Genomic DNA, 17,884 nt, shown 5'->3' with positions numbered 1-17,884 from the left:
TCTTTAAATACACCGCCTGGATAGAAGAGTGCCGCCCGCACGGTTTCTGGCGCTTTTCATCCACCACTGGACGCATGCCTGAGGTTCTTCTCGTGCCTGATATGAAGCTTTTTGCTGGTAACGCCACCCCGGAACTAGCACAACGTATTGCCAACCGCCTGTACACTTCTCTTGGCGACGCCGCTGTAGGTCGTTTTAGCGACGGCGAAGTCAGCGTACAAATCAATGAAAACGTACGCGGTGGTGATATTTTCATCATCCAGTCCACTTGTGCTCCCACCAACGACAACCTGATGGAACTGGTTGTTATGGTTGATGCTCTGCGTCGCGCTTCGGCGGGTCGTATCACCGCTGTTATCCCTTATTTCGGCTATGCTCGTCAGGACCGTCGTGTGCGTTCTGCGCGTGTGCCGATTACCGCGAAAGTGGTTGCCGATTTCCTGTCCAGCGTTGGCGTTGACCGCGTACTGACCGTTGACCTGCATGCAGAACAGATCCAGGGCTTCTTCGACGTTCCGGTTGATAACGTATTCGGCAGCCCTATTCTGCTGGAAGATATGCTGCAGCTGAACCTGGATAACCCGATCGTGGTTTCTCCGGACATCGGCGGCGTGGTGCGTGCTCGCGCTATCGCCAAACTGCTGAACGATACCGATATGGCTATCATCGACAAACGCCGTCCGCGCGCTAACGTTTCTCAGGTGATGCACATCATCGGTGACGTTGCCGGCCGCGACTGCGTGATGGTTGACGATATGATCGATACCGGCGGCACGCTGTGTAAAGCAGCTGAAGCGCTGAAAGAGCGTGGTGCGAAACGCGTATTTGCCTACGCCACTCACCCGATCTTCTCCGGCAATGCTATCCAGAACATTAAAAACTCTGTGATTGATGAATTCGTCGTCTGCGATACTATTCCGCTGGCGCCGGAAATCAAAGCGCTGGAAAAAGTGCGTACGCTGACGCTGTCTGGCATGCTGGCAGAAGCGATTCGTCGTATCAGCAACGAAGAATCTATCTCTGCTATGTTCGAACATTAATCGAGCCCGGCCAAAAAACCCGCTGCGGCGGGTTTTTTTGTCTCTTAAACCAATTTGTATGACCATTGCCTCCTTCACCTGCCATTTAGTTGACAGATGATGCGCTCATGGATGAAACATTATTGTGAACAGATTATTTTCCTCACATGTGATGCCTTTCCGCGCCCTCATCGATGCTTGCTGGAAAGAAAAATACACGCTAGCCCGTTTCACCCGCGATCTGATCGCCGGGATCACGGTCGGGATTATTGCCATTCCTCTGGCAATGGCGTTGGCTATTGGCAGCGGTGTCGCGCCGCAGTATGGACTTTATACTGCCGCCGTCGCCGGGATTATTATCGCCCTCACCGGCGGCTCGCGCTTTAGCGTATCCGGGCCAACCGCCGCCTTTGTGGTGATCCTCTATCCGGTGTCACAGCAGTTTGGCCTGGCCGGACTGCTGGTGGCGACGTTGATGTCCGGGGTCTTTTTAATTCTTTTCGGCCTCGCCCGCTTTGGCCGGTTAATTGAATATATTCCGCTATCCGTTACCCTCGGGTTTACCTCCGGTATTGGTATCACAATCGGTACCATGCAGATAAAAGATTTTCTTGGTCTGCAGATGGCGCACGTTCCCGAGCACTATCTGCAGAAAGTCGCCGCCCTGGTGATGGCGCTGCCGACGGCTAATCCTGGCGATGCGGCGATTGGCGTTGTCACCCTTGGCACGCTGATCCTGTGGCCGCGTCTGGGGATCCGCCTGCCCGGCCACCTGCCTGCGCTGCTGGCGGGCTGTGCGGTGATGGCAATCGTCAATCTTATGGGGGGCCACGTCGCGACTATCGGCTCTCAGTTCCACTATATTCTGGCTGACGGTAGCCAGGGTAACGGGATCCCGCAGCTGCTGCCGCAGCTGGTGCTGCCGTGGGATATGCCTGGCTCCGATTTTACGCTCAGCTGGGCGTCACTACAGGCGCTGCTGCCGGCGGCCTTCTCGATGGCGATGCTCGGCGCGATTGAATCACTGCTGTGTGCGGTGGTCCTCGACGGGATGACCGGCACGAAGCACAAAGCCAACAGCGAACTGATAGGCCAGGGTCTCGGCAATATCATCGCCCCTTTCTTTGGCGGTATTACTGCCACCGCCGCCATTGCCCGTTCAGCGGCTAACGTCCGCGCCGGCGCAACATCGCCGGTATCCGCCGTGATTCATGCGCTGCTGGTCATTATGGCGCTGCTGGTGCTGGCGCCGCTGCTCTCCTGGCTTCCGCTGTCTGCGATGGCGGCGCTGCTGCTGATGGTAGCGTGGAATATGAGCGAAGCGCACAAGGTGGTGAATTTGCTGCGCTACGCGCCGAAGGACGACATCGTGGTGATGCTGATGTGCATGTCGCTGACCGTACTGTTTGATATGGTCATCGCTATCAGCGTCGGTATCGTGCTGGCCTCGCTGCTGTTTATGCGCCGCATTGCGCGCATGACCCATCTGGCGCCGGTCAATGTTGATGTGCCCGACGACGTGCTGGTCCTGCGGGTTATCGGCCCCCTCTTCTTTGCCGCTGCCGAAGGGCTGTTTAACGATCTGGAGACGCGGATTGCCGGTAAGCGGATCGTGGTCCTGAAGTGGGATGCGGTGCCGGTACTGGATGCCGGCGGACTGGATGCCTTCCAGCGTTTCGTCAACAAACTGCCGGAAGGCTGTGAACTGCGCGTCTCGAATCTCGAGTTTCAGCCGCTGCGCACCCTGGCACGGGCGGGCGTTCAGCCGATTCCAGGGCGCCTGAGCTTCTATCCCGACCGTGCTGCCGCTCTGGCAGACATTTAACTACCGTGACGCGGGCGAGCTCGCCTGCGTCATCATCACGCCAATCGCCTGCTGGAGCCAGCCGAGCACCTCAGGCGTCATCCAGGTCCCTTTCATCAGATGCGGTTCGCGCTCCATCGCCAGGCGGAATTTCTGCTGGGTGTGAGGATGAGTTCCGGCATAGGACTGAAACAACGCCAGCCACTGCCTGGCCAGCGCCTGCCCCACTGGAGAAGCCGGGTCGCAATGCTCGCGACAGGCCTCGTGCAGCGCCGTCACCAGCCCAGGCCACTCCATCAGTCGATCAAAATAGTGCGCGCGAGTGAAAGCCAGCTCATCAGCATTCAGATAACGCGCCCAGATAGCCAGCTTACTCTCGGCAAAAGCGCGGGTAATGTAGTCCACAACATCCACGGTGATTCCGGTTTGCTCGCGCATTTGCGGTTCAGCGACGTGCATTTCATTCAGGCGGGTGAGAAACTCCGGCCGCCCGGCCGTATCCAGCTCCAGGCGCGCCATCCAGCGGGTCGCCAGCGCCATGGCCCGCGGATCGTCCGCCGGACACGCCTCGGCAAGCAACTGGCGAACTTCCGTCACCAGCGCCAGCCAGATCTGGTTGCGCTGCTGATCCTGCTCCGCAAACGGCAGCGCCTGTAACTCCTGGGGACTAAACCAACGATCGTACATTTTCATTAACTCCAGCGTCTGTAGCCAGGACTCCAGGTCAGGCTCGTTACCGCATGCCAGCTCATCGCGCAGCTGAACCAGCCGTTCGCGCAGCGTGGAGACCGCTCGCAGCTGTTTATCCAGCGTCGAGATCTGCTGTACCAGCAGGTCCGACAGGGAAAACGAGTCCTGGTCAAGGTAGTCCTTGATAGTGGCGAGCTCCAGCCCGGTCTGCGTCAGCGCCTTAATCATATGCAGACGCTGAACCGCCGCCAGGTTATAGAGCCGGTAACCCGCCGTGCTTCTGGCCGACGGCATCAGCAGCCCCGTTTGTTCATAGTGATGTAGCGTGCGGACGGTCATTCCGGCGCGTCTCGCCAGTTCACCCACCTGAATTAACATAACTGCTCCTGTTGTTCGACCATAGCGCCACTCTGCCGCCTGACGTTACGTCAGGGTCAAGTGTTAAAGAGAGGGTATTTTATCGTGAAGGCGTAACCCGGGCAGCAAATGCGTTGTTCTGAAGAAAAGAGGCGACGCGATAATAAAACAGCCAGCTACCGGGTGGGCAGCTGGCTGCAGATGAACAGTTTATGTAAGCGCACCCGCCGCGAGACGGCCGGGGCGAGGAACCGGTTTAGCTATGGCGGTGCTGATCGCGACGGCAGCGTTTATCGTAATGGCGGACCCACCAGTATCTGTCGCTAACCTGTTCATGCCCGCCAACGCGCGCCCCTGCGAGCCAGAGAACGGCGCCGACAAAAATACTTAATATCGCGCCATGAGCGAAGAACTGCGGTAGGTCAAGCTGCGGAAGCTGGTTTAAAATAGAGTAACCAACGCCAACAACCATGACGACCAATCCTAAACCCATCAGTACATTACCGAGTAACGAAGCGTTTCTGCGTTTCATATGTCACCTCCGGAACCTTGGGCTACCTGGGAATATCCCCAAAACTTATAGGTCTAGTATAGACAATGGGGATAAGGTTGATTGCGTCGGTGATCACATTAGTTAATATCAAATCAACAAAAACTTACAAATAACTTACTGAACAACATCAAATTCTAATGGTTCATAAGGGTAATTATCTCTTTCCCCGCCGTTGTGGCGGCAGAATTTTGTCAACCGCCTCGGCAAACAGTACACTACGCGCCAGAGAACGACCCAAGCAGGATAGAAAAGTGACGATAAAACTGATTGTCGGCCTGGCAAACCCCGGCGCAGAATACGCGGCGACCCGGCACAATGCTGGCGCCTGGTACGTAGATTTACTGGCTGACCGCCATCGCGCCCCGCTGCGCGAAGAGAGCAAATTCTTCGGCTACACTTCGCGGATTAACCTTGCCGGCGAAGATGTCCGCCTGTTGGTCCCGACCACCTTTATGAACCTCAGCGGCAAAGCCGTGGCGGCCATTGCCACCTTCTACCGCATTAATCCGGATGAGATTCTGGTGGCGCACGATGAGCTGGATCTGCCGCCCGGGGTGGCAAAATTTAAGCTCGGCGGCGGCCACGGCGGCCACAACGGTCTGAAAGATATCATCAGCAAGCTGGGCAATAACCCCAACTTTCATCGCTTACGTGTCGGAATCGGCCATCCGGGCGATAAAAACAAAGTTGTCGGCTTTGTGCTGGGTAAACCGCCGGCGAGCGAACAGAAACTGATTGATGAAGCCGTTGACGAAGCGGCGCGTTGCACCGAGGTGTGGCTGAAAGAAGGTCTCACCAAAGCGACCAACCGTTTACACGCTTTTAAAGCGCAATAACCGGTCGACGTGCGGAATTTTTGCCGCGCACCGTGTATAATAGGCAAAGCTATTTACTTTTCTGCAATCTGTTCACTGTAACGGGTTGATTATCCAAAGATTAAGGTGATTTAAATCATGGGATTCAAATGCGGTATCGTCGGTTTGCCCAACGTCGGCAAATCCACCCTGTTCAATGCGCTCACCAAAGCGGGTATTGAAGCGGCCAACTTCCCCTTCTGTACCATTGAGCCGAACACCGGTGTCGTGCCGATGCCCGATCCGCGTCTGGACAAGCTGGCTGAAATCGTCAAACCACAGCGCATTCTGCCGACCACCATGGAATTCGTCGACATCGCGGGCCTGGTGAAAGGCGCGTCCAAAGGCGAAGGTCTGGGTAACCAGTTCCTGACCAACATCCGTGAAACCGAAGCTATCGGTCACGTGGTGCGCTGCTTCGAGAACGACAACATCATCCACGTGAATAACAAAGTGGATCCGGCAGACGACATCGATGTGATCAACACCGAGCTGGCGCTTTCCGACCTCGATACCTGCGAACGCGCGATTCACCGCGTACAGAAGAAAGCTAAAGGCGGCGATAAAGACGCGAAAGCCGAGCTGGCGGCGCTGGAAAAATGCCTGCCGCAGCTGGAAAACGCCGGCATGCTGCGCGCGCTGAAAAACCTGACCGAAGAAGACAAGGCCGCTATCAAATACCTGAGCTTCCTGACGCTGAAGCCAACCATGTACATCGCTAACGTCAATGAAGACGGTTTTGAGAACAACCCGTACCTCGATAAAGTTCGTGAGATCGCCGCAGCTGAAGGCTCCGTAGTGGTCGCCGTGTGCGCTGCTGTCGAGTCTGATATCGCTGAACTGGACGATGCCGACCGCGATGAGTTCATGGCCGAGCTGGGTCTTGAAGAGCCGGGCCTGAACCGCGTGATCCGTGCCGGTTACGAGCTGCTGAACCTGCAGACCTACTTTACCGCGGGCGTCAAAGAAGTTCGCGCGTGGACTATCCCTGTGGGCGCGACCGCTCCGCAGGCGGCAGGTAAAATCCACACCGACTTCGAAAAAGGCTTTATCCGCGCCCAGACCATCGCCTATGAAGACTTTATCACTTACAAAGGTGAGCAAGGGGCAAAAGAAGCCGGCAAGATGCGCGCCGAAGGGAAAGACTACATCGTTAAAGATGGCGACGTCATGAACTTCCTGTTCAACGTCTAATCGTTTTTATTTTCTCGTGAGGTTTCACTGAATCTCATGGAAACCATAAAAACCCATAAAATCCACGCCATTGCGTGGATTTTTTTTATTTTCATCGCACCGGCACATTACATGAAAGCGCGGCAGAAATATGAGCATACGCGCAAGCCAGTCGTGGTGGGAGCCAACCCGATTCAAGCCAGCGTTGACTGAGATAATCCGGCTCTGTCGTCTGGAAAGCGTCACCACGCCGCAGGTGAAAACCCTCGATACCGCCCTGCCGCTGGAGCGGAGGCCCGGAATACGGGAGCATATCGGTGACTATCAACACAGGCATCAGTTAAACAAACGGATAGCCCCCGAACAGGGGCCACCCTGGCTATGGCCGGTCCGGAACTATCTCCGGATGAAATTAGTAAGTGTGAAAATATTGCTGAATGAGCTGCGGATTTTTAGTTTGGGTCAGTGCCGTCATCAGCAAAATTCGCGCTTTTGCCGGGTTAAGCGAATCGGACACCAGTCCAGGCTGGCCGTCATCAACCGGAACAACACCGCTCCCCGTACGTGAGGCGCGAACAACCACGATACCGGCTTTTTCCGCCTTTTTGATTCCCGCAGCACTGCGTACAGAGACCGACCCCGAGCCGGTGCCTGCATAAATAATACCGTCTACATGATGCGCAATCGCCGCGTCGTACATATATTCAGGGTCGTCCTGATAGCCGTAGATAATGACCACTTTTGGCAATGCGTTAAGGTTACGCACATCAAATACCGAGCGTACAGTGTGAATTTTATCAACACGGGTTTCAAACTGCGGTTTACCGCTCACCATCACCCCGAGATACCCCTCTTCCGGCGCTTTGAAGGTATCCAGTGTCGTGGCATTGGTTTTGGTGACAAAACGGGCGGCGCCGATGCGATCGTTAAGAACCACCATCACTCCGCGTCCTTTCGCCTCCGGGTCAGCCGCTACAGTCACCGCTTCCAGCAGATTCATCGGGCCATCCGCGCTGATTGCCGTTGCCGGACGCATCGCGGCCGTAAACACCACCGGCTTGTTGCTTTTTACGGTCAGGTTAAGGAAGTAAGGCGTCTCATCAAGGGTGTCCGTTCCGTGGGTAATCACGACCCCATCCACATCATCGCGGGCCAACAGCTCGTTGACGCGTTTTGATAGCTTGAGGATTATCTCGCTGGTCATATTTTCACTGCCAATGTTTGCCAGCTGCTCTCCATCAACGCGAGCCACTTTACTCATCTCAGGCACGGCATTAATCAACGTCTGTACGCCAATTGCTCCGGCTTTATATCCTGTAGTCTGAGTATTACTCGCCGCCGAGCCGGCGATGGTACCGCCAGTAGCAAGGATTACAATATGCGGCAGATGCGTCTCACTTAACGCGAAAGTACTTATTGTCAGCAATGCCATTGCCAGTAATGCGCTAAATTTCATATTTACTCATCCCAAAAAGATAAAATTAAAATTCACCAGGTACTATTGCAAAAGACTTGCCAGGAGGAATTTTCTTTTTATCTGCAGATATGATTAACTTTCAGGCAAAAAAAGGGATTTTAATCATTTTGCGCACGCTGCTGGTGCAGCGATGAACGAAAAGCGGGCAGAAAAACTCACCATCCGGCCCAATTCACTTATCTCATCGTACAGCGCTTACCTTTACCAGCAGGTTAGCTGCGGCAGCTAAGATTTCAGCGGCAGATCGGTTGTTTTCAGTAAAAACCAAACGAAATAAAAATGCTCGCTCCTGCTTCTTTGCAGGTGGTGTGTATATTACCCACGGACAATCACGCATCTTTATCCACACTTAGCGCCAGCGCGCGGGTATCCTCCAGCACCTGTAACCGACTGTTCAGCGCCTCGTTGATAGATCGGTACGCCTTACTGCCCAGCGCCAGGCGAAACGGCGGCGCTTCCCCACTCGCGGCATCGATGATGGCAGCGACGGTTTTTGACGCATCGCCGTTAATAGCGAGAGTTCCCTGCGCCAGACCGCGACGCACTTCGCCGGCGGGCGTGTTGTCATAACAAGCCATCGGCGCAGCCGTATCCAGTCCGCCCGCAAAATTCGTCGCCGTCGGGCCGGGCTCGGCAATCATAAAATCGATGCCAAAAGGCGCCACTTCCTGGGCGACGGATTCAATAAATCCTTCAATCCCCCATTTGGTAGCGTGATAAAGGCTGAAATTCGGCCAGGCAATCTGCCCGCCTTCTGACGATATCTGCACAATACGTCCGCCTCCCTGCCGACGCAGAGCGGGTAACGCGGCCCGAATAAGCTGAATCGGGCCGATGAGATTGGTGGCAATCTGCCGGTCAATCTGGGCATCGCTCACCTCTTCCGCCGCGCCGAAGAGCCCGTATCCCGCATTACTGACCAGCACATCAATACGCCCGGCGAAGTCGAATGCCTGCTGCACCGTCCGGCGTACAGCGTCAGTATCCGTAACGTCCAGCAGCAGGATATGAAGCCGCCCATTGTATTGCGCCTGCAGATCATCCAGCGCGCCGGATTTGCGTAGGGTAGCAATCACTTTGTCGCCCCGCGCCAGCAGGCGCTCCGTCATCAGGCGTCCGAGACCGGTTGAAGTACCGGTAATTAACCAGGTTTTGCTGCTCATCGTTATCCTCCAGAAAAGTCTTTAACTCGCCGATACAGGATATGGCATGATGATTAGCACGATAAGACTCAACAAATGGCATGAAGAGGTGAAATGAAATCACCAGTTAAAACCCCGACGCTTTCCGATCTGAAAGCCTTTATCGCCGTAGCGGAACAGCGTAGTTTTCGTCGTGCAGCCGATTTTTCCGGCGTGACTCGTTCCACGTTAAGCCATGCCATTCGCGGGCTGGAATCGCGTCTGGGCGTCCGTCTGTTACATCGCACCACCCGCAGCGTGGCGCTGACCGAGGCCGGAGAGGCGCTGCTGCGGCGCATTTCACCGCACCTCAACGGGCTGGAACAAGCGCTGGAAGAGATCGCCGATACCCAAGGACAGGCCGTGGGCACGCTGCGTATCAATGGCGGAGAGGAAGCTATTCACCTGTTGCTGCAGACAATTGTGCCGGACTATATGACACGGTATCCCGGCGTGTCGCTGGATCTGGTGGTAGATGGCCGGCTGGTAGATATTGTCGCCGAAGGTTTTGATGCGGGGATCCGTCTGGCGGAAGACGTCCCTGCGGATATGGTGGCCGTGCGTTTTGGCGAAGATGTGCGGTTTCTGGCGGTGGCGTCGCCGTCGTACCTGCGCCAGCATCCTGCTCCCGCGAGCCCGGACGATCTGGCCCACCATCAGTGCATTCGCCAGCGTTTACCCAGCGGTAAACGCTACCGCTGGGAGTTTTCCCGCCACGGTCAAAGCATCCTGCTGGATGTGCCCGGAACGCTGACGCTAAACAGTTCGCCGCTGATGGTAGACGCCGCGATCAACGGTCTGGGGATCGCGTATGTCCCGGATGTACACGCCCGCGCAGCGCTGGCGGATGGCCGACTGGTCACCGTACTTGAGCCATGGTGCCCGCCGATTCCGGGTTTGTGCCTCTGGTTTCCGGCCAACCGACATATGCCCGCCAGCCTGCGCGCACTGATCGATCTCATTAAAGAGCGGAACCGATTTTCATTGCCGCGAGGGCAAGCGGGCGGTGACCTTGATTTCAAAACGGAAGCCATATAGCCAGCTCACGCCGACGCCCGTCAGCGTCGGCCAGGGGGCATCTCCCCAGTATTCCGGCAACACCTTCCAGAGCGTGTCGAGAGTCGATTGCGCATCGACCAGATAGATGGTGACATCAACCACATCGGCAAACGTACAATCTGCGGCCGCCAGCACCGCATTAAGGTTATCGAACGCCCGGCGGATCTCCTGCTCCAGCCCGGGTTCCGCTGAACCATCTTCCCGACTTCCTACCTGACCGGAAACAAACAGAAAATCGCCGGATTTAACCGCCGGAGAGTAACGGTTCTGCTCATACAGCGCCTGCTGCCCGGCGGGGAATACGATATCTTCTGGCTTTCTCATCTTTTATCCTGCTCTGACCTGTAAGGGTTCAGGGATGATAAGCGCCAGCATCTGCTGGCGCTATGCCCGCAGACTGGCATGAGCCGGTGAATATTTTTCACCTGGAGAGGGTAACGGTGGCTCATTGCGGAATGGCAACAAAACCCATGCCGGGCAGACAGGATAAGTTGAAACCGCTCATCTGACCGCAACAACGCCGGGCAGTGGCAGGACGTTAACCCGCAACGGCGGAGCGAACAGATCGGGAACACATGCCGCGACAGCATAGTAGGGGCACGCAATGCCTTCAGCGTAGAAACTATCGCCTGGCCTCAGCACCGCCAGCGCCTCACGCATGCCAGAATTCCGGTCCCGACCCGTATCAGGGTCAGAGACCATCGCTGGCGCGATGCCCCCCTGCACTTTTTTGTCCGCAATAAAAGAGTACCGCAACGAAATCCTGACTTAGCACAAGCATAGCCAGCTTCTTATTCACCCCCCCATGACACAATACGCTCTCTTTTTACATCCGGCATTTGCCTCCCCGCAATCCGCCCAACGGATAAGGTAATCGAAAGATGGCGAGCTATTTCTTTTCTCTTCCTGACGTCTATTTTGGTGAAAACGCAATTCAAACCTTGCGTCGGCTGAACCATAAAAAGGTGGCGATTGTGACCGACAGCTTTATGGTGAGCTCCGGTAAAACACGCGACCTGATTAATGAAATGCCGCAGGCCTGCGTCTCTATTTTTAGCGAGGTGAAACCCGACCCGAGCGTGGAGATCCTGCACGCCGGCGCCGCACAGTTTAAAAGTTTTAAACCGCAGGTCATTATCGCGCTGGGCGGCGGCTCCGCTCTTGATGCCGCTAAAGGGATCAAGGTTACGCTGGAAGAGTTCCTCCCCGGCCACGCCATAGAACTTATCGCCATTCCGACCACCAGCGGTTCCGGTTCCGAAGTCACCTCCTACGCCATCATCTCCGATCCGCAAAACGGCCGAAAATATCCGCTGATTGCCGATGAACTGATCCCGGACTGCGCCATCCTTGACCCAAACCTGGTTCTCTCGGTTCCTCGTCAGGTCGCGGTGGATACCGGCATGGACGTCCTGACCCACGCCATTGAGGCGCTGGTTTCGACGGGGGCCAATGATTTTAGCGACGCGCTCGCCGAGAAAGCCATTGCGCTGGTCTGGCAACACCTGCCCGACGTTTTTAGCGATGAGAATAATATTGCGGCGCGGGGCCATATGCACAACGCCTCCTGCATGGCCGGCATGGCGTTTAATTCGGCGGGGCTGGGATTAGTGCACGGTATGGCGCACGCTATCGGCGGGATGTTGCATATCCCACACGGCAAAATTAACGCTATGCTGCTGCCGTTGATTATTGAGCACAATGCCCGCCACGCCCCGCACGCGCGGATGAGATACCTGAAATGCGCCGCCATTATGGGCATCCAGGCCGCCACGCCGGAGCAAACTCTGCGCGCGCTAATCGGCAGCATTCGCGATATGAATCACCATTTTGGTATTCCCGCCACACTGCAGGCGCTGGGAAAAGACCGGACGGCTGTGGAATCCCTGCGTCAGGCGCTGATCGCGGCGACCTTAGGGGATGGCTGCACGCAAACCAATCCCTGCCAGCCCCGCGCCGCTGATGTAGACCGCTTGCTGACCGCCATCGCCGGCTAAATCTGGACAAGATTGTCCTGCGCCCGGCGGACCGTCAAAAAAGTCCTGCGCAACAGCAAAAAGGCCAACGCGGGACTGAATATGCTTGTATCGCTCCTTTCATCACTTTCAGGTTGTTGACGCTATGAATGACACCCAGCAGCAAGCCGAATTAATCACCCGGGAAATTCTTCAGGAACTCAAGTCCCGTGGCCCCGGGGCGGCGGCCGGTGCCCCACTCGCCGCACAGACGTTGCGTATCCCCGTTGGCATCTCTAACCGCCACGTTCATCTGAGCCGGGAAGATATGGACATTCTGTTTGGCTATGGCACCACCCTCACCCGCATGAAGGCGGTCAAACAGCCGGGCCAGTATGCCGCCGAAGAGACGGTGACTCTGCGCGGACCAAAAGGGGAGCTGACCAGAGTACGCGTCCTTGGCCCGCTGCGCAGCGCCACCCAGGTTGAAATCTCCGTCTCCGACAGCTTTATCCTCGGCGTCAAAGCCCCCCTAAGAATGTCCGGCGATCTACAGGACTCGCCGGGGATCGAGATTATTGGCCCGCGCGGACGGGTCAGCAAAACGGATGGCGCTATTGTCGCCTGGCGCCATATTCATATTTCGCCCGCCGACGCCGAGCGCCACGCCCTGCGCGACGGGATGGAGATTGACGTGCGTATCGACGGCTATCGCGGCGGCATTCTCAGCCACGTGGTGGTCCGGGTGAGCGCGGATGCGGTGCTGGAAATGCATGTTGATGTTGAGGAGGCCAACGGCTTTGGCTTGCGTAACGGCGACTGCGTCCAGCGCGCGTTTGCGGAACGCCACCATGACTGACAGCACAGCAACCAGGCGGCTGAACGCATTGGCGGAGCTGGTCAGCCTGGGCGGATGCCGCGCCTGGGCAGGCGCGCTGAAAGTGGGTGTCGATCCGGGCACGGCCAATATCGCCGTGGTTGTGCTGGATGAAAACGATAACCCCGTCGCCGGCATCAGCCATCCTTCACGGGCGGTGAAAGACGGCGTGGTGGTGGATTTCCTGACCGCCAGCCGGGTGGTGAGCGGGCTGAAAACAGCGCTCGAAGAGCGCCTCGGATGCCCCCTCACCCGCGCGGCGACGGCCATCCCGCCGGGAATCACCGCCGGGAACACCAAAGTGATCGTCAATATGGTGGAGGCAGCCGGACTGGAGGTGACCGACGTGGTTGATGAACCGGTAGCCGCCGCGCTGGCCTTAAACATTCGCCACGGCGCGGTGGTTGATGTGGGCGGGGGGACAACCGGGATCAGCATTCTGCGCGATGGCAACGTGATTTTCAGCGCCGATGAGCCGACCGGAGGCAACCATATGACCCTGGTACTCGCGGGCGCCCTGGGCATGCCTTTTGCCGAAGCGGAAGCGTTGAAAAAGTGTCCGGAGGAGGAGGAACAGATCTTTACCGTGGTCCGTCCGGTGGCTGAAAAGATGGCTCATCTGGTCGCCGGCTGGCTGGCGGGCTATCCGGTCGACGACATTTACCTGGTCGGAGGCGCCAGCAGCTTCCGCCAGTTTGCCGACGTTTTTCGCCACGCCACCGGCAAACGGGTCATTCAGGCGCAGCAGCCGCTGCTGGTGACGCCGCTTGGCATCGCCATGCGCAGCCGCTGAGGAGAACCACAATGGATGCACAGCAACTCTCACACCGGCTCGACAGCCTCATTGCAGAACTGCTGGCTCAACGCCGGCGGCGCCTGCAAGACCACGGCAAGGTTATGCGCGTGGTATTAAGCGGCGAGGATCTCGCCACGCTCCCGACGACGCTGGATTGTCTGACGGCGCTGAACCGGCGCGGCTATCTCCTGGTGATGACCTTTTCCCATAGCGCCATCCAGGCGTCGTTGCACTCCACCTGCATGGAGGCTCTGGCGCATCGCGATGTTGAGGCGCTGTGCGACGACCGGGATCCCTGCCCGACAGGAGAGACGTTCAGCGGCCTGTATCTGCCCTCGCTGTCCACCAACAGCCTGAGCAAAATCGCCTTAGGTATTCGCGATAACCGGGTGTGTCGCTGGGCTTTTCACGCCCTGAGTCTGGCCAGGCCCATCATCGTCACGCTCAATACCGAATGCCGGGATGGCGCCGCCAGCCAGCTCCCCCCGGCATTGCGGGCACGGCTGGCCGGTTACGTCGCCACTCTCGGGGAGTATGGCATCACGATTATCGGCCGCCCCACGGCGAACCCGGCACAGAGGCCGACGGCGCCCGGCGGTAAACCGCTGATCACGCTCAGCGATGTGCGCCAGCACCCCGCAGGCGCGGTCCTGTCCGTTGGACACCGGACGCTCATCACTCCCGCCGCACGCGATGAAATTCGCGACCGCGGTATTGTCATGGTGCAGAGCCACCAGGAGGAAATATGTATCTGGCAAAAGTAACCGGGGCACTGGTGTCGACGACCAAACATGCTTCGCTCAATGGCGCAAAGCTGCTGATCGTCGCCCGCCTGGATGAACACTATCAGCCCACCGGCACGGCGCAGGTCGCCGTCGATTTTGTCGGCGCCGGAAACGGGGAAACGGTCATCGTCACCACCGGTAGCTCCGCGCGGATGACCACCAGCAAAGAGCACTCGGTGATTGATGCTGCCGTAGTCGGCATTGTTGACTCGCTCGATCTTAACGGCCAGTAAGCGCCACGGAGGAAAAACATGCACACCCCCCCGAACGCCGAACTGGATCGTCATATCAACGCGGCCATTTCGCGTCAGTTAGCGCCGTCTCCGGCCTCACTGACGCTGACGGACGCGGCATTACTGGCGCACTGTGCCATCGATGCCGCGAACAACGCGAATGTGCCCATTGTTTTTAGCCTGGTGGATACCCACGGCCTGCAGCGCTACTTCGTTAGTCAGGATAACGCCCTGCTCATCAGCCATACGCTGGCCACGCAAAAAGCATGGACCGCCGTGGCGCTCAGGATGCCGACCCACCGACTCGCGGCCGACGTATTGCCTGGCGCCAGCCTGTACGGCTTGTCGCATACGCAAGGTCTTTGCTGCTTTGGCGGCGGGCTGCCCTGCTGGTCTGCCGGCGTGCTGCTCGGCGGTATCGGCATCAGCGGCGGGAGCGTCGAGGAAGATATCGCGATTGCCACGCAGACTCTGGCGCGCTTCAGCCGCGAGCGATTTTTGCTCACACCATTCAATGAATCTCTCTAAAAAACGGATACAGACAGGGGTCATCATGTCGTCAGCATCAATGGTTCTGGTTATTAACTGTGGTTCATCTTCTCTCAAGTTCTCCGTCATCCCGCGCAATCAGGAGACCCCGGTGCTCTCCGGGCTGGCCGAAAAGCTGGGGCTACACCAGGCCTGCATTACCTTTAACGATGCGCAAGGGAAGACGACCAGCGGGTTGCCTGACGGTGCCAGCCATACCTGCGCGCTGGAGGCGCTTTTCGCCCGGCTCGCAGAGCAGGGGCTGCTGCCGCAGGTCTGCGCCATCGGTCATCGGGTGGCGCACGGCGGGAATGATTTCAAACATTCGGTGCGGCTCACGGCGTCGGTCATCGAGCGTATCCGTGAACTGTCGGCGCTGGCGCCGCTGCACAATCCCGCCAACCTGATTGGCATTGAAGCCGCCATGGCGCTGTTACCCGCGCTGCCGCAGGTGGCGGTGTTTGATACCGCCTTTCATCAGACGCTACCGCCGGAAGCCTATACCTATGCCATCCCGCTGGAGTATTTACACCAGCATCAGGTCAGACGCTATGGCTTCCACGGCACCTCCCATCGCTTTATCGCCGCCGAAGCCGTCGCGCGCCTGGGTCTCAACCCCGCTAACCACGGCCTGCTTATTGCCCATCTCGGCAATGGCTCGTCAGTCTGCGCGGTGAAAAACGGGCAGAGTGTCGACACTTCGATGGGCATGACGCCGCTTGAAGGGCTGGTGATGGGAACGCGCTGCGGCGATCTGGATTTTGGCGCCGCGGCCTATATTGCCCGCTGCACCGGACAGACTATCGAATCACTTTACAAGATGGTCAATAACGAGGCGGGATTGTTCGGTCTGTCGGGTCTTTCCAGCGATTGCCGCACGTTACAAGAGGCGCGCGACAACGGCGATCCCCGGGCCACCCTCGCGATTGATGTCATGGTTCACCGGCTTGCCCGCCACCTTGGCGCCCATCTCGCTTCGCTGCATCGCTTTGACGCGCTGATCTTTACCGGCGGCATCGGGGAAAACTCGGCGCTGATCCGCGAGCTGACCGCCGAACGGCTGGCGATATTTGGCGTGCAGCTTGACGCCGCGCGCAATGCGCAAATGTTTGCCGGCCGGCAGGGCATTATCTCGCGCCCCGGCTCACCGATTGTGGCGGTCATTCCCACCAATGAGGAGCGGATGATTGCCGAGGATGCGGCCGCGCTTGCCCCCTTGCTGGAAGGCGCGGCCTGAGCGCGTCCTGAAAGTAGTCATACGGGGAGGATTTTATTGTCCAGCTGAAAACGGGAAAACAAGAAAGTCTCTCTGCCGGGCAAAACATTTTGTCTCTGACGCAATAACATCGTAGTGCATGAATTTATTAAGTCTATGAACTCAACCTTTATCGGTTAATTCATAACTTGCTTTTACTCTCACCTGGAAATATTGAGGTCGTTATGCAACAAGAAGCATTAGGTATGGTTGAAACAAAAGGTCTGGTTTCCGCAATTGAAGCCGCAGATACCATGGTTAAATCCGCTAACGTCACCCTGGTCGGTTATGAAAAAATTGGTTCCGGGTTGGTTACCGTCATGGTGCGCGGCGACGTCGGCGCAGTCAAAGCGGCAACGGACGCAGGCTCAGCGGCGGCAGGTAAAGTCGGTGAACTGGTCTCCGTACATGTGATTCCGCGCCCACATATTGAAGTGGAAAAAATCCTGCCGAAAGCTGTCAGTTAATAAAGCCAGAGGATACCGACCATGAGAGATAATCTTGTTGAGCAGATTATATCTGAAGTAATGCACAAACAGACTGATGATCGCACAAATAATAAAACGCCGGCCAGCTTTATCGGTTGCGGTTTAACTGAATTTGTCGGAACGGCCCTCGGGCATACCATTGGATTAGTTATTGCCAATGTTGATCATCAATTACATGAAGTCATGAATATCGACAAGAAATATCGCTCCATCGGTATTCTTGGCGCCCGGACCGGGGCCGGTCCGCATATATTTGCCGCGGATGAGGCCATTAAAGCCACCAACAGTGAAATTCTCTCTATTGAGCTGGCTCGCGATACCGAGGGCGGCGGTGGGCATGGTTGCCTGATCATTTTCGGCGCCTCCGATGTCTCCGATGTTCGTCGCGCGGTTGAAGTCGCGTTGGGCGAAATTCAACGCACCATGGGCGATGTTTATGGCTCGCCGGCCGGTCATCTGGAATTCCAGTACACCGCCCGCGCCAGCAGCGCGCTCAATAAAGCCTTCGGTGCCCCGCTGGGTAAATCTTTCGGCATGACCTGCGCTTCACCGGCGGCGATTGGCGTGGTAGTCGCCGACGCCGCAGCCAAAGCCGCCGTCATCGAGCCGGTGGGTTACGCCAGCCCGGCGCACGGCACCAGCTTCAGTAACGAAGTGATCTTCACGTTTGCCGGTGATTCCGGCGCGGTACGCCAGGCGGTCATCGCCGCCAGAGACGTCGGGAAACAGCTGCTGGCTACGCTCGATCCGGCGCCGATCAAATCGACCACGACGCCGTACATTTGATGGTGGCACCCACG

Annotated in this window: 20 protein-coding genes; 15 read left to right on the top strand and 5 right to left on the bottom strand. The window is 57.2% G+C overall.

Annotated elements, in window-relative coordinates; genetic code table 11:
- The first annotated feature begins 92 nt into the window (after window positions 1-92).
- Both prs and dauA read left to right on the top strand, forming a co-directional pair.
- The gene (gene prs / locus Q1L34_RS09870; protein ID WP_004863536.1) at window positions 93-1,040 is read left to right on the top strand and encodes a ribose-phosphate diphosphokinase; all 948 of its coding nucleotides are present in this window, start codon (window positions 93-95) and stop codon (window positions 1,038-1,040) included.
- Between the two features lie 124 nt (window positions 1,041-1,164).
- Window positions 1,165-2,844 carry a C4-dicarboxylic acid transporter DauA gene (gene dauA / locus Q1L34_RS09865; RefSeq protein ID WP_015584087.1) on the top strand — a complete coding sequence of 560 codons (1,680 nt, stop codon included), beginning with the start codon at window positions 1,165-1,167 and terminating at the stop codon, window positions 2,842-2,844.
- Here the strand turns inward: dauA and Q1L34_RS09860 are convergent, their stop codons facing one another.
- Both Q1L34_RS09860 and ychH read right to left on the bottom strand, forming a co-directional pair.
- Window positions 2,845-3,891 carry a MerR family transcriptional regulator gene (locus tag Q1L34_RS09860; protein ID WP_004863545.1) on the bottom strand — a complete coding sequence of 349 codons (1,047 nt, stop codon included), beginning with the start codon at window positions 3,889-3,891 and terminating at the stop codon, window positions 2,845-2,847. It lies immediately after the preceding gene.
- Between the two features lie 235 nt (window positions 3,892-4,126).
- Window positions 4,127-4,402: a stress-induced protein YchH gene (ychH, locus tag Q1L34_RS09855; protein ID WP_004121828.1), complete on the bottom strand. Its 276-nt coding sequence runs from the start codon at window positions 4,400-4,402 to the stop codon at window positions 4,127-4,129.
- 272 nt (window positions 4,403-4,674) lie between these two features.
- Between ychH and pth the strand changes: the two genes are divergently transcribed.
- The 3 genes from pth to Q1L34_RS09840 all read left to right on the top strand — a co-directional run bounded on the left by pth (window position 4,675) and on the right by Q1L34_RS09840 (window position 6,663).
- Window positions 4,675-5,259 (top strand): aminoacyl-tRNA hydrolase, encoded by a 585-nt coding sequence (gene pth, locus Q1L34_RS09850; RefSeq protein ID WP_004863551.1) that lies wholly within the window; start codon window positions 4,675-4,677, stop codon window positions 5,257-5,259.
- Window positions 5,260-5,376: 117 nt separating this feature from the next.
- Window positions 5,377-6,471, top strand: a complete 1,095-nt coding sequence (gene ychF, locus Q1L34_RS09845; RefSeq protein ID WP_004863554.1) for a redox-regulated ATPase YchF — start codon at window positions 5,377-5,379, stop codon at window positions 6,469-6,471.
- 36 nt (window positions 6,472-6,507) lie between these two features.
- Entirely contained in the window at window positions 6,508-6,663 is a 156-nt protein-coding gene (locus Q1L34_RS09840) for a hypothetical protein (RefSeq protein WP_220667794.1), read from the top strand.
- Window positions 6,664-6,862: 199 nt separating this feature from the next.
- On the opposite strand, the gene fraE is transcribed toward Q1L34_RS09840, so the two are convergent.
- Both fraE and Q1L34_RS09830 read right to left on the bottom strand, forming a co-directional pair.
- Window positions 6,863-7,906, bottom strand: coding sequence for a fructose-asparagine asparaginase (gene fraE / locus Q1L34_RS09835; RefSeq protein WP_327204483.1), 1,044 nt, complete (start codon window positions 7,904-7,906; stop codon window positions 6,863-6,865).
- Window positions 7,907-8,256: 350 nt separating this feature from the next.
- Window positions 8,257-9,090, bottom strand: a complete 834-nt coding sequence (locus Q1L34_RS09830) for an SDR family oxidoreductase (RefSeq protein WP_044347086.1) — start codon at window positions 9,088-9,090, stop codon at window positions 8,257-8,259.
- Window positions 9,091-9,183: 93 nt separating this feature from the next.
- Here Q1L34_RS09830 and Q1L34_RS09825 point away from each other — a divergent pair, with 93 nt between their 5' ends.
- Complete coding sequence (locus Q1L34_RS09825) at window positions 9,184-10,146, top strand: LysR family transcriptional regulator (protein ID WP_004863566.1); 963 nt, start codon at window positions 9,184-9,186, stop codon at window positions 10,144-10,146.
- On the opposite strand, the gene Q1L34_RS09820 is transcribed toward Q1L34_RS09825, so the two are convergent.
- Window positions 10,090-10,491, bottom strand: coding sequence for a RidA family protein (locus Q1L34_RS09820; protein ID WP_064356951.1), 402 nt, complete (start codon window positions 10,489-10,491; stop codon window positions 10,090-10,092). The genes Q1L34_RS09825 and Q1L34_RS09820 overlap by 57 nt on opposite strands.
- Window positions 10,492-11,048: 557 nt before the next feature.
- Here Q1L34_RS09820 and Q1L34_RS09815 point away from each other — a divergent pair.
- The 9 genes from Q1L34_RS09815 to pduB all read left to right on the top strand — a co-directional run bounded on the left by Q1L34_RS09815 (window position 11,049) and on the right by pduB (window position 17,870).
- The gene (locus Q1L34_RS09815) at window positions 11,049-12,164 is read left to right on the top strand and encodes a 1-propanol dehydrogenase PduQ (RefSeq protein WP_064358972.1); all 1,116 of its coding nucleotides are present in this window, start codon (window positions 11,049-11,051) and stop codon (window positions 12,162-12,164) included.
- 124 nt (window positions 12,165-12,288) lie between these two features.
- Complete coding sequence (gene pduL / locus Q1L34_RS09810; RefSeq protein WP_004863576.1) at window positions 12,289-12,981, top strand: phosphate propanoyltransferase; 693 nt, start codon at window positions 12,289-12,291, stop codon at window positions 12,979-12,981.
- Entirely contained in the window at window positions 12,974-13,792 is an 819-nt protein-coding gene (eutJ, locus tag Q1L34_RS09805) for an ethanolamine utilization protein EutJ (RefSeq protein WP_004863579.1), read from the top strand. The genes pduL and eutJ overlap by 8 nt, the downstream gene beginning before the upstream one ends.
- Before the next feature lie 11 nt (window positions 13,793-13,803).
- A complete protein-coding gene (locus tag Q1L34_RS09800) occupies window positions 13,804-14,559 on the top strand; it encodes a flavoprotein (RefSeq protein ID WP_327204482.1) in 756 nt (251 codons plus the stop codon).
- Window positions 14,541-14,813, top strand: a complete 273-nt coding sequence (locus Q1L34_RS09795) for a EutN/CcmL family microcompartment protein (protein ID WP_004863583.1) — start codon at window positions 14,541-14,543, stop codon at window positions 14,811-14,813. The genes Q1L34_RS09800 and Q1L34_RS09795 overlap by 19 nt, the downstream gene beginning before the upstream one ends.
- A gap of 18 nt (window positions 14,814-14,831) precedes the next feature.
- Complete coding sequence (locus Q1L34_RS09790) at window positions 14,832-15,341, top strand: GlcG/HbpS family heme-binding protein (RefSeq protein WP_327204481.1); 510 nt, start codon at window positions 14,832-14,834, stop codon at window positions 15,339-15,341.
- 25 nt (window positions 15,342-15,366) lie between these two features.
- Window positions 15,367-16,578, top strand: a complete 1,212-nt coding sequence (gene tdcD, locus Q1L34_RS09785) for a propionate kinase (RefSeq protein ID WP_327204480.1) — start codon at window positions 15,367-15,369, stop codon at window positions 16,576-16,578.
- Between the two features lie 203 nt (window positions 16,579-16,781).
- Window positions 16,782-17,063: a propanediol utilization system shell hexameric protein GrpH gene (gene grpH / locus Q1L34_RS09780; protein ID WP_004863596.1), complete on the top strand. Its 282-nt coding sequence runs from the start codon at window positions 16,782-16,784 to the stop codon at window positions 17,061-17,063.
- A gap of 21 nt (window positions 17,064-17,084) precedes the next feature.
- Window positions 17,085-17,870, top strand: a complete 786-nt coding sequence (gene pduB / locus Q1L34_RS09775) for a propanediol utilization microcompartment protein PduB (protein WP_004863598.1) — start codon at window positions 17,085-17,087, stop codon at window positions 17,868-17,870.
- Window positions 17,871-17,884 lie beyond the last annotated feature (14 nt).

The organism is Klebsiella ornithinolytica (genome assembly GCF_030505655.1).
In the GTDB taxonomy this organism is placed as follows: domain Bacteria; phylum Pseudomonadota; class Gammaproteobacteria; order Enterobacterales; family Enterobacteriaceae; genus Klebsiella; species Klebsiella ornithinolytica.
Note: the sequence above shows the minus strand (reverse complement) of the source record. Positions and strands in the feature narration are given on the sequence as shown.

Coding starts and splice junctions, on each gene's coding strand:
- Q1L34_RS09860 (WP_004863545.1), bottom strand. CDS start 3,891: ATGTTAATTCAGGTGGGTGAACTGGCGAGACGCGCCGGAATGACCGTC.
- ychH (WP_004121828.1), bottom strand. CDS start 4,402: ATGAAACGCAGAAACGCTTCGTTACTCGGTAATGTACTGATGGGTTTA.
- ychF (WP_004863554.1), top strand. CDS start 5,377: ATGGGATTCAAATGCGGTATCGTCGGTTTGCCCAACGTCGGCAAATCC.
- Q1L34_RS09840 (WP_220667794.1), top strand. CDS start 6,508: ATGGAAACCATAAAAACCCATAAAATCCACGCCATTGCGTGGATTTTT.
- fraE (WP_327204483.1), bottom strand. CDS start 7,906: ATGAAATTTAGCGCATTACTGGCAATGGCATTGCTGACAATAAGTACT.
- Q1L34_RS09830 (WP_044347086.1), bottom strand. CDS start 9,090: ATGAGCAGCAAAACCTGGTTAATTACCGGTACTTCAACCGGTCTCGGA.
- Q1L34_RS09825 (WP_004863566.1), top strand. CDS start 9,184: ATGAAATCACCAGTTAAAACCCCGACGCTTTCCGATCTGAAAGCCTTT.
- Q1L34_RS09820 (WP_064356951.1), bottom strand. CDS start 10,491: ATGAGAAAGCCAGAAGATATCGTATTCCCCGCCGGGCAGCAGGCGCTG.
- Q1L34_RS09815 (WP_064358972.1), top strand. CDS start 11,049: ATGGCGAGCTATTTCTTTTCTCTTCCTGACGTCTATTTTGGTGAAAAC.
- pduL (WP_004863576.1), top strand. CDS start 12,289: ATGAATGACACCCAGCAGCAAGCCGAATTAATCACCCGGGAAATTCTT.
- eutJ (WP_004863579.1), top strand. CDS start 12,974: ATGACTGACAGCACAGCAACCAGGCGGCTGAACGCATTGGCGGAGCTG.
- Q1L34_RS09800 (WP_327204482.1), top strand. CDS start 13,804: ATGGATGCACAGCAACTCTCACACCGGCTCGACAGCCTCATTGCAGAA.
- Q1L34_RS09795 (WP_004863583.1), top strand. CDS start 14,541: ATGTATCTGGCAAAAGTAACCGGGGCACTGGTGTCGACGACCAAACAT.
- Q1L34_RS09790 (WP_327204481.1), top strand. CDS start 14,832: ATGCACACCCCCCCGAACGCCGAACTGGATCGTCATATCAACGCGGCC.
- tdcD (WP_327204480.1), top strand. CDS start 15,367: ATGTCGTCAGCATCAATGGTTCTGGTTATTAACTGTGGTTCATCTTCT.
- grpH (WP_004863596.1), top strand. CDS start 16,782: ATGCAACAAGAAGCATTAGGTATGGTTGAAACAAAAGGTCTGGTTTCC.
- pduB (WP_004863598.1), top strand. CDS start 17,085: ATGAGAGATAATCTTGTTGAGCAGATTATATCTGAAGTAATGCACAAA.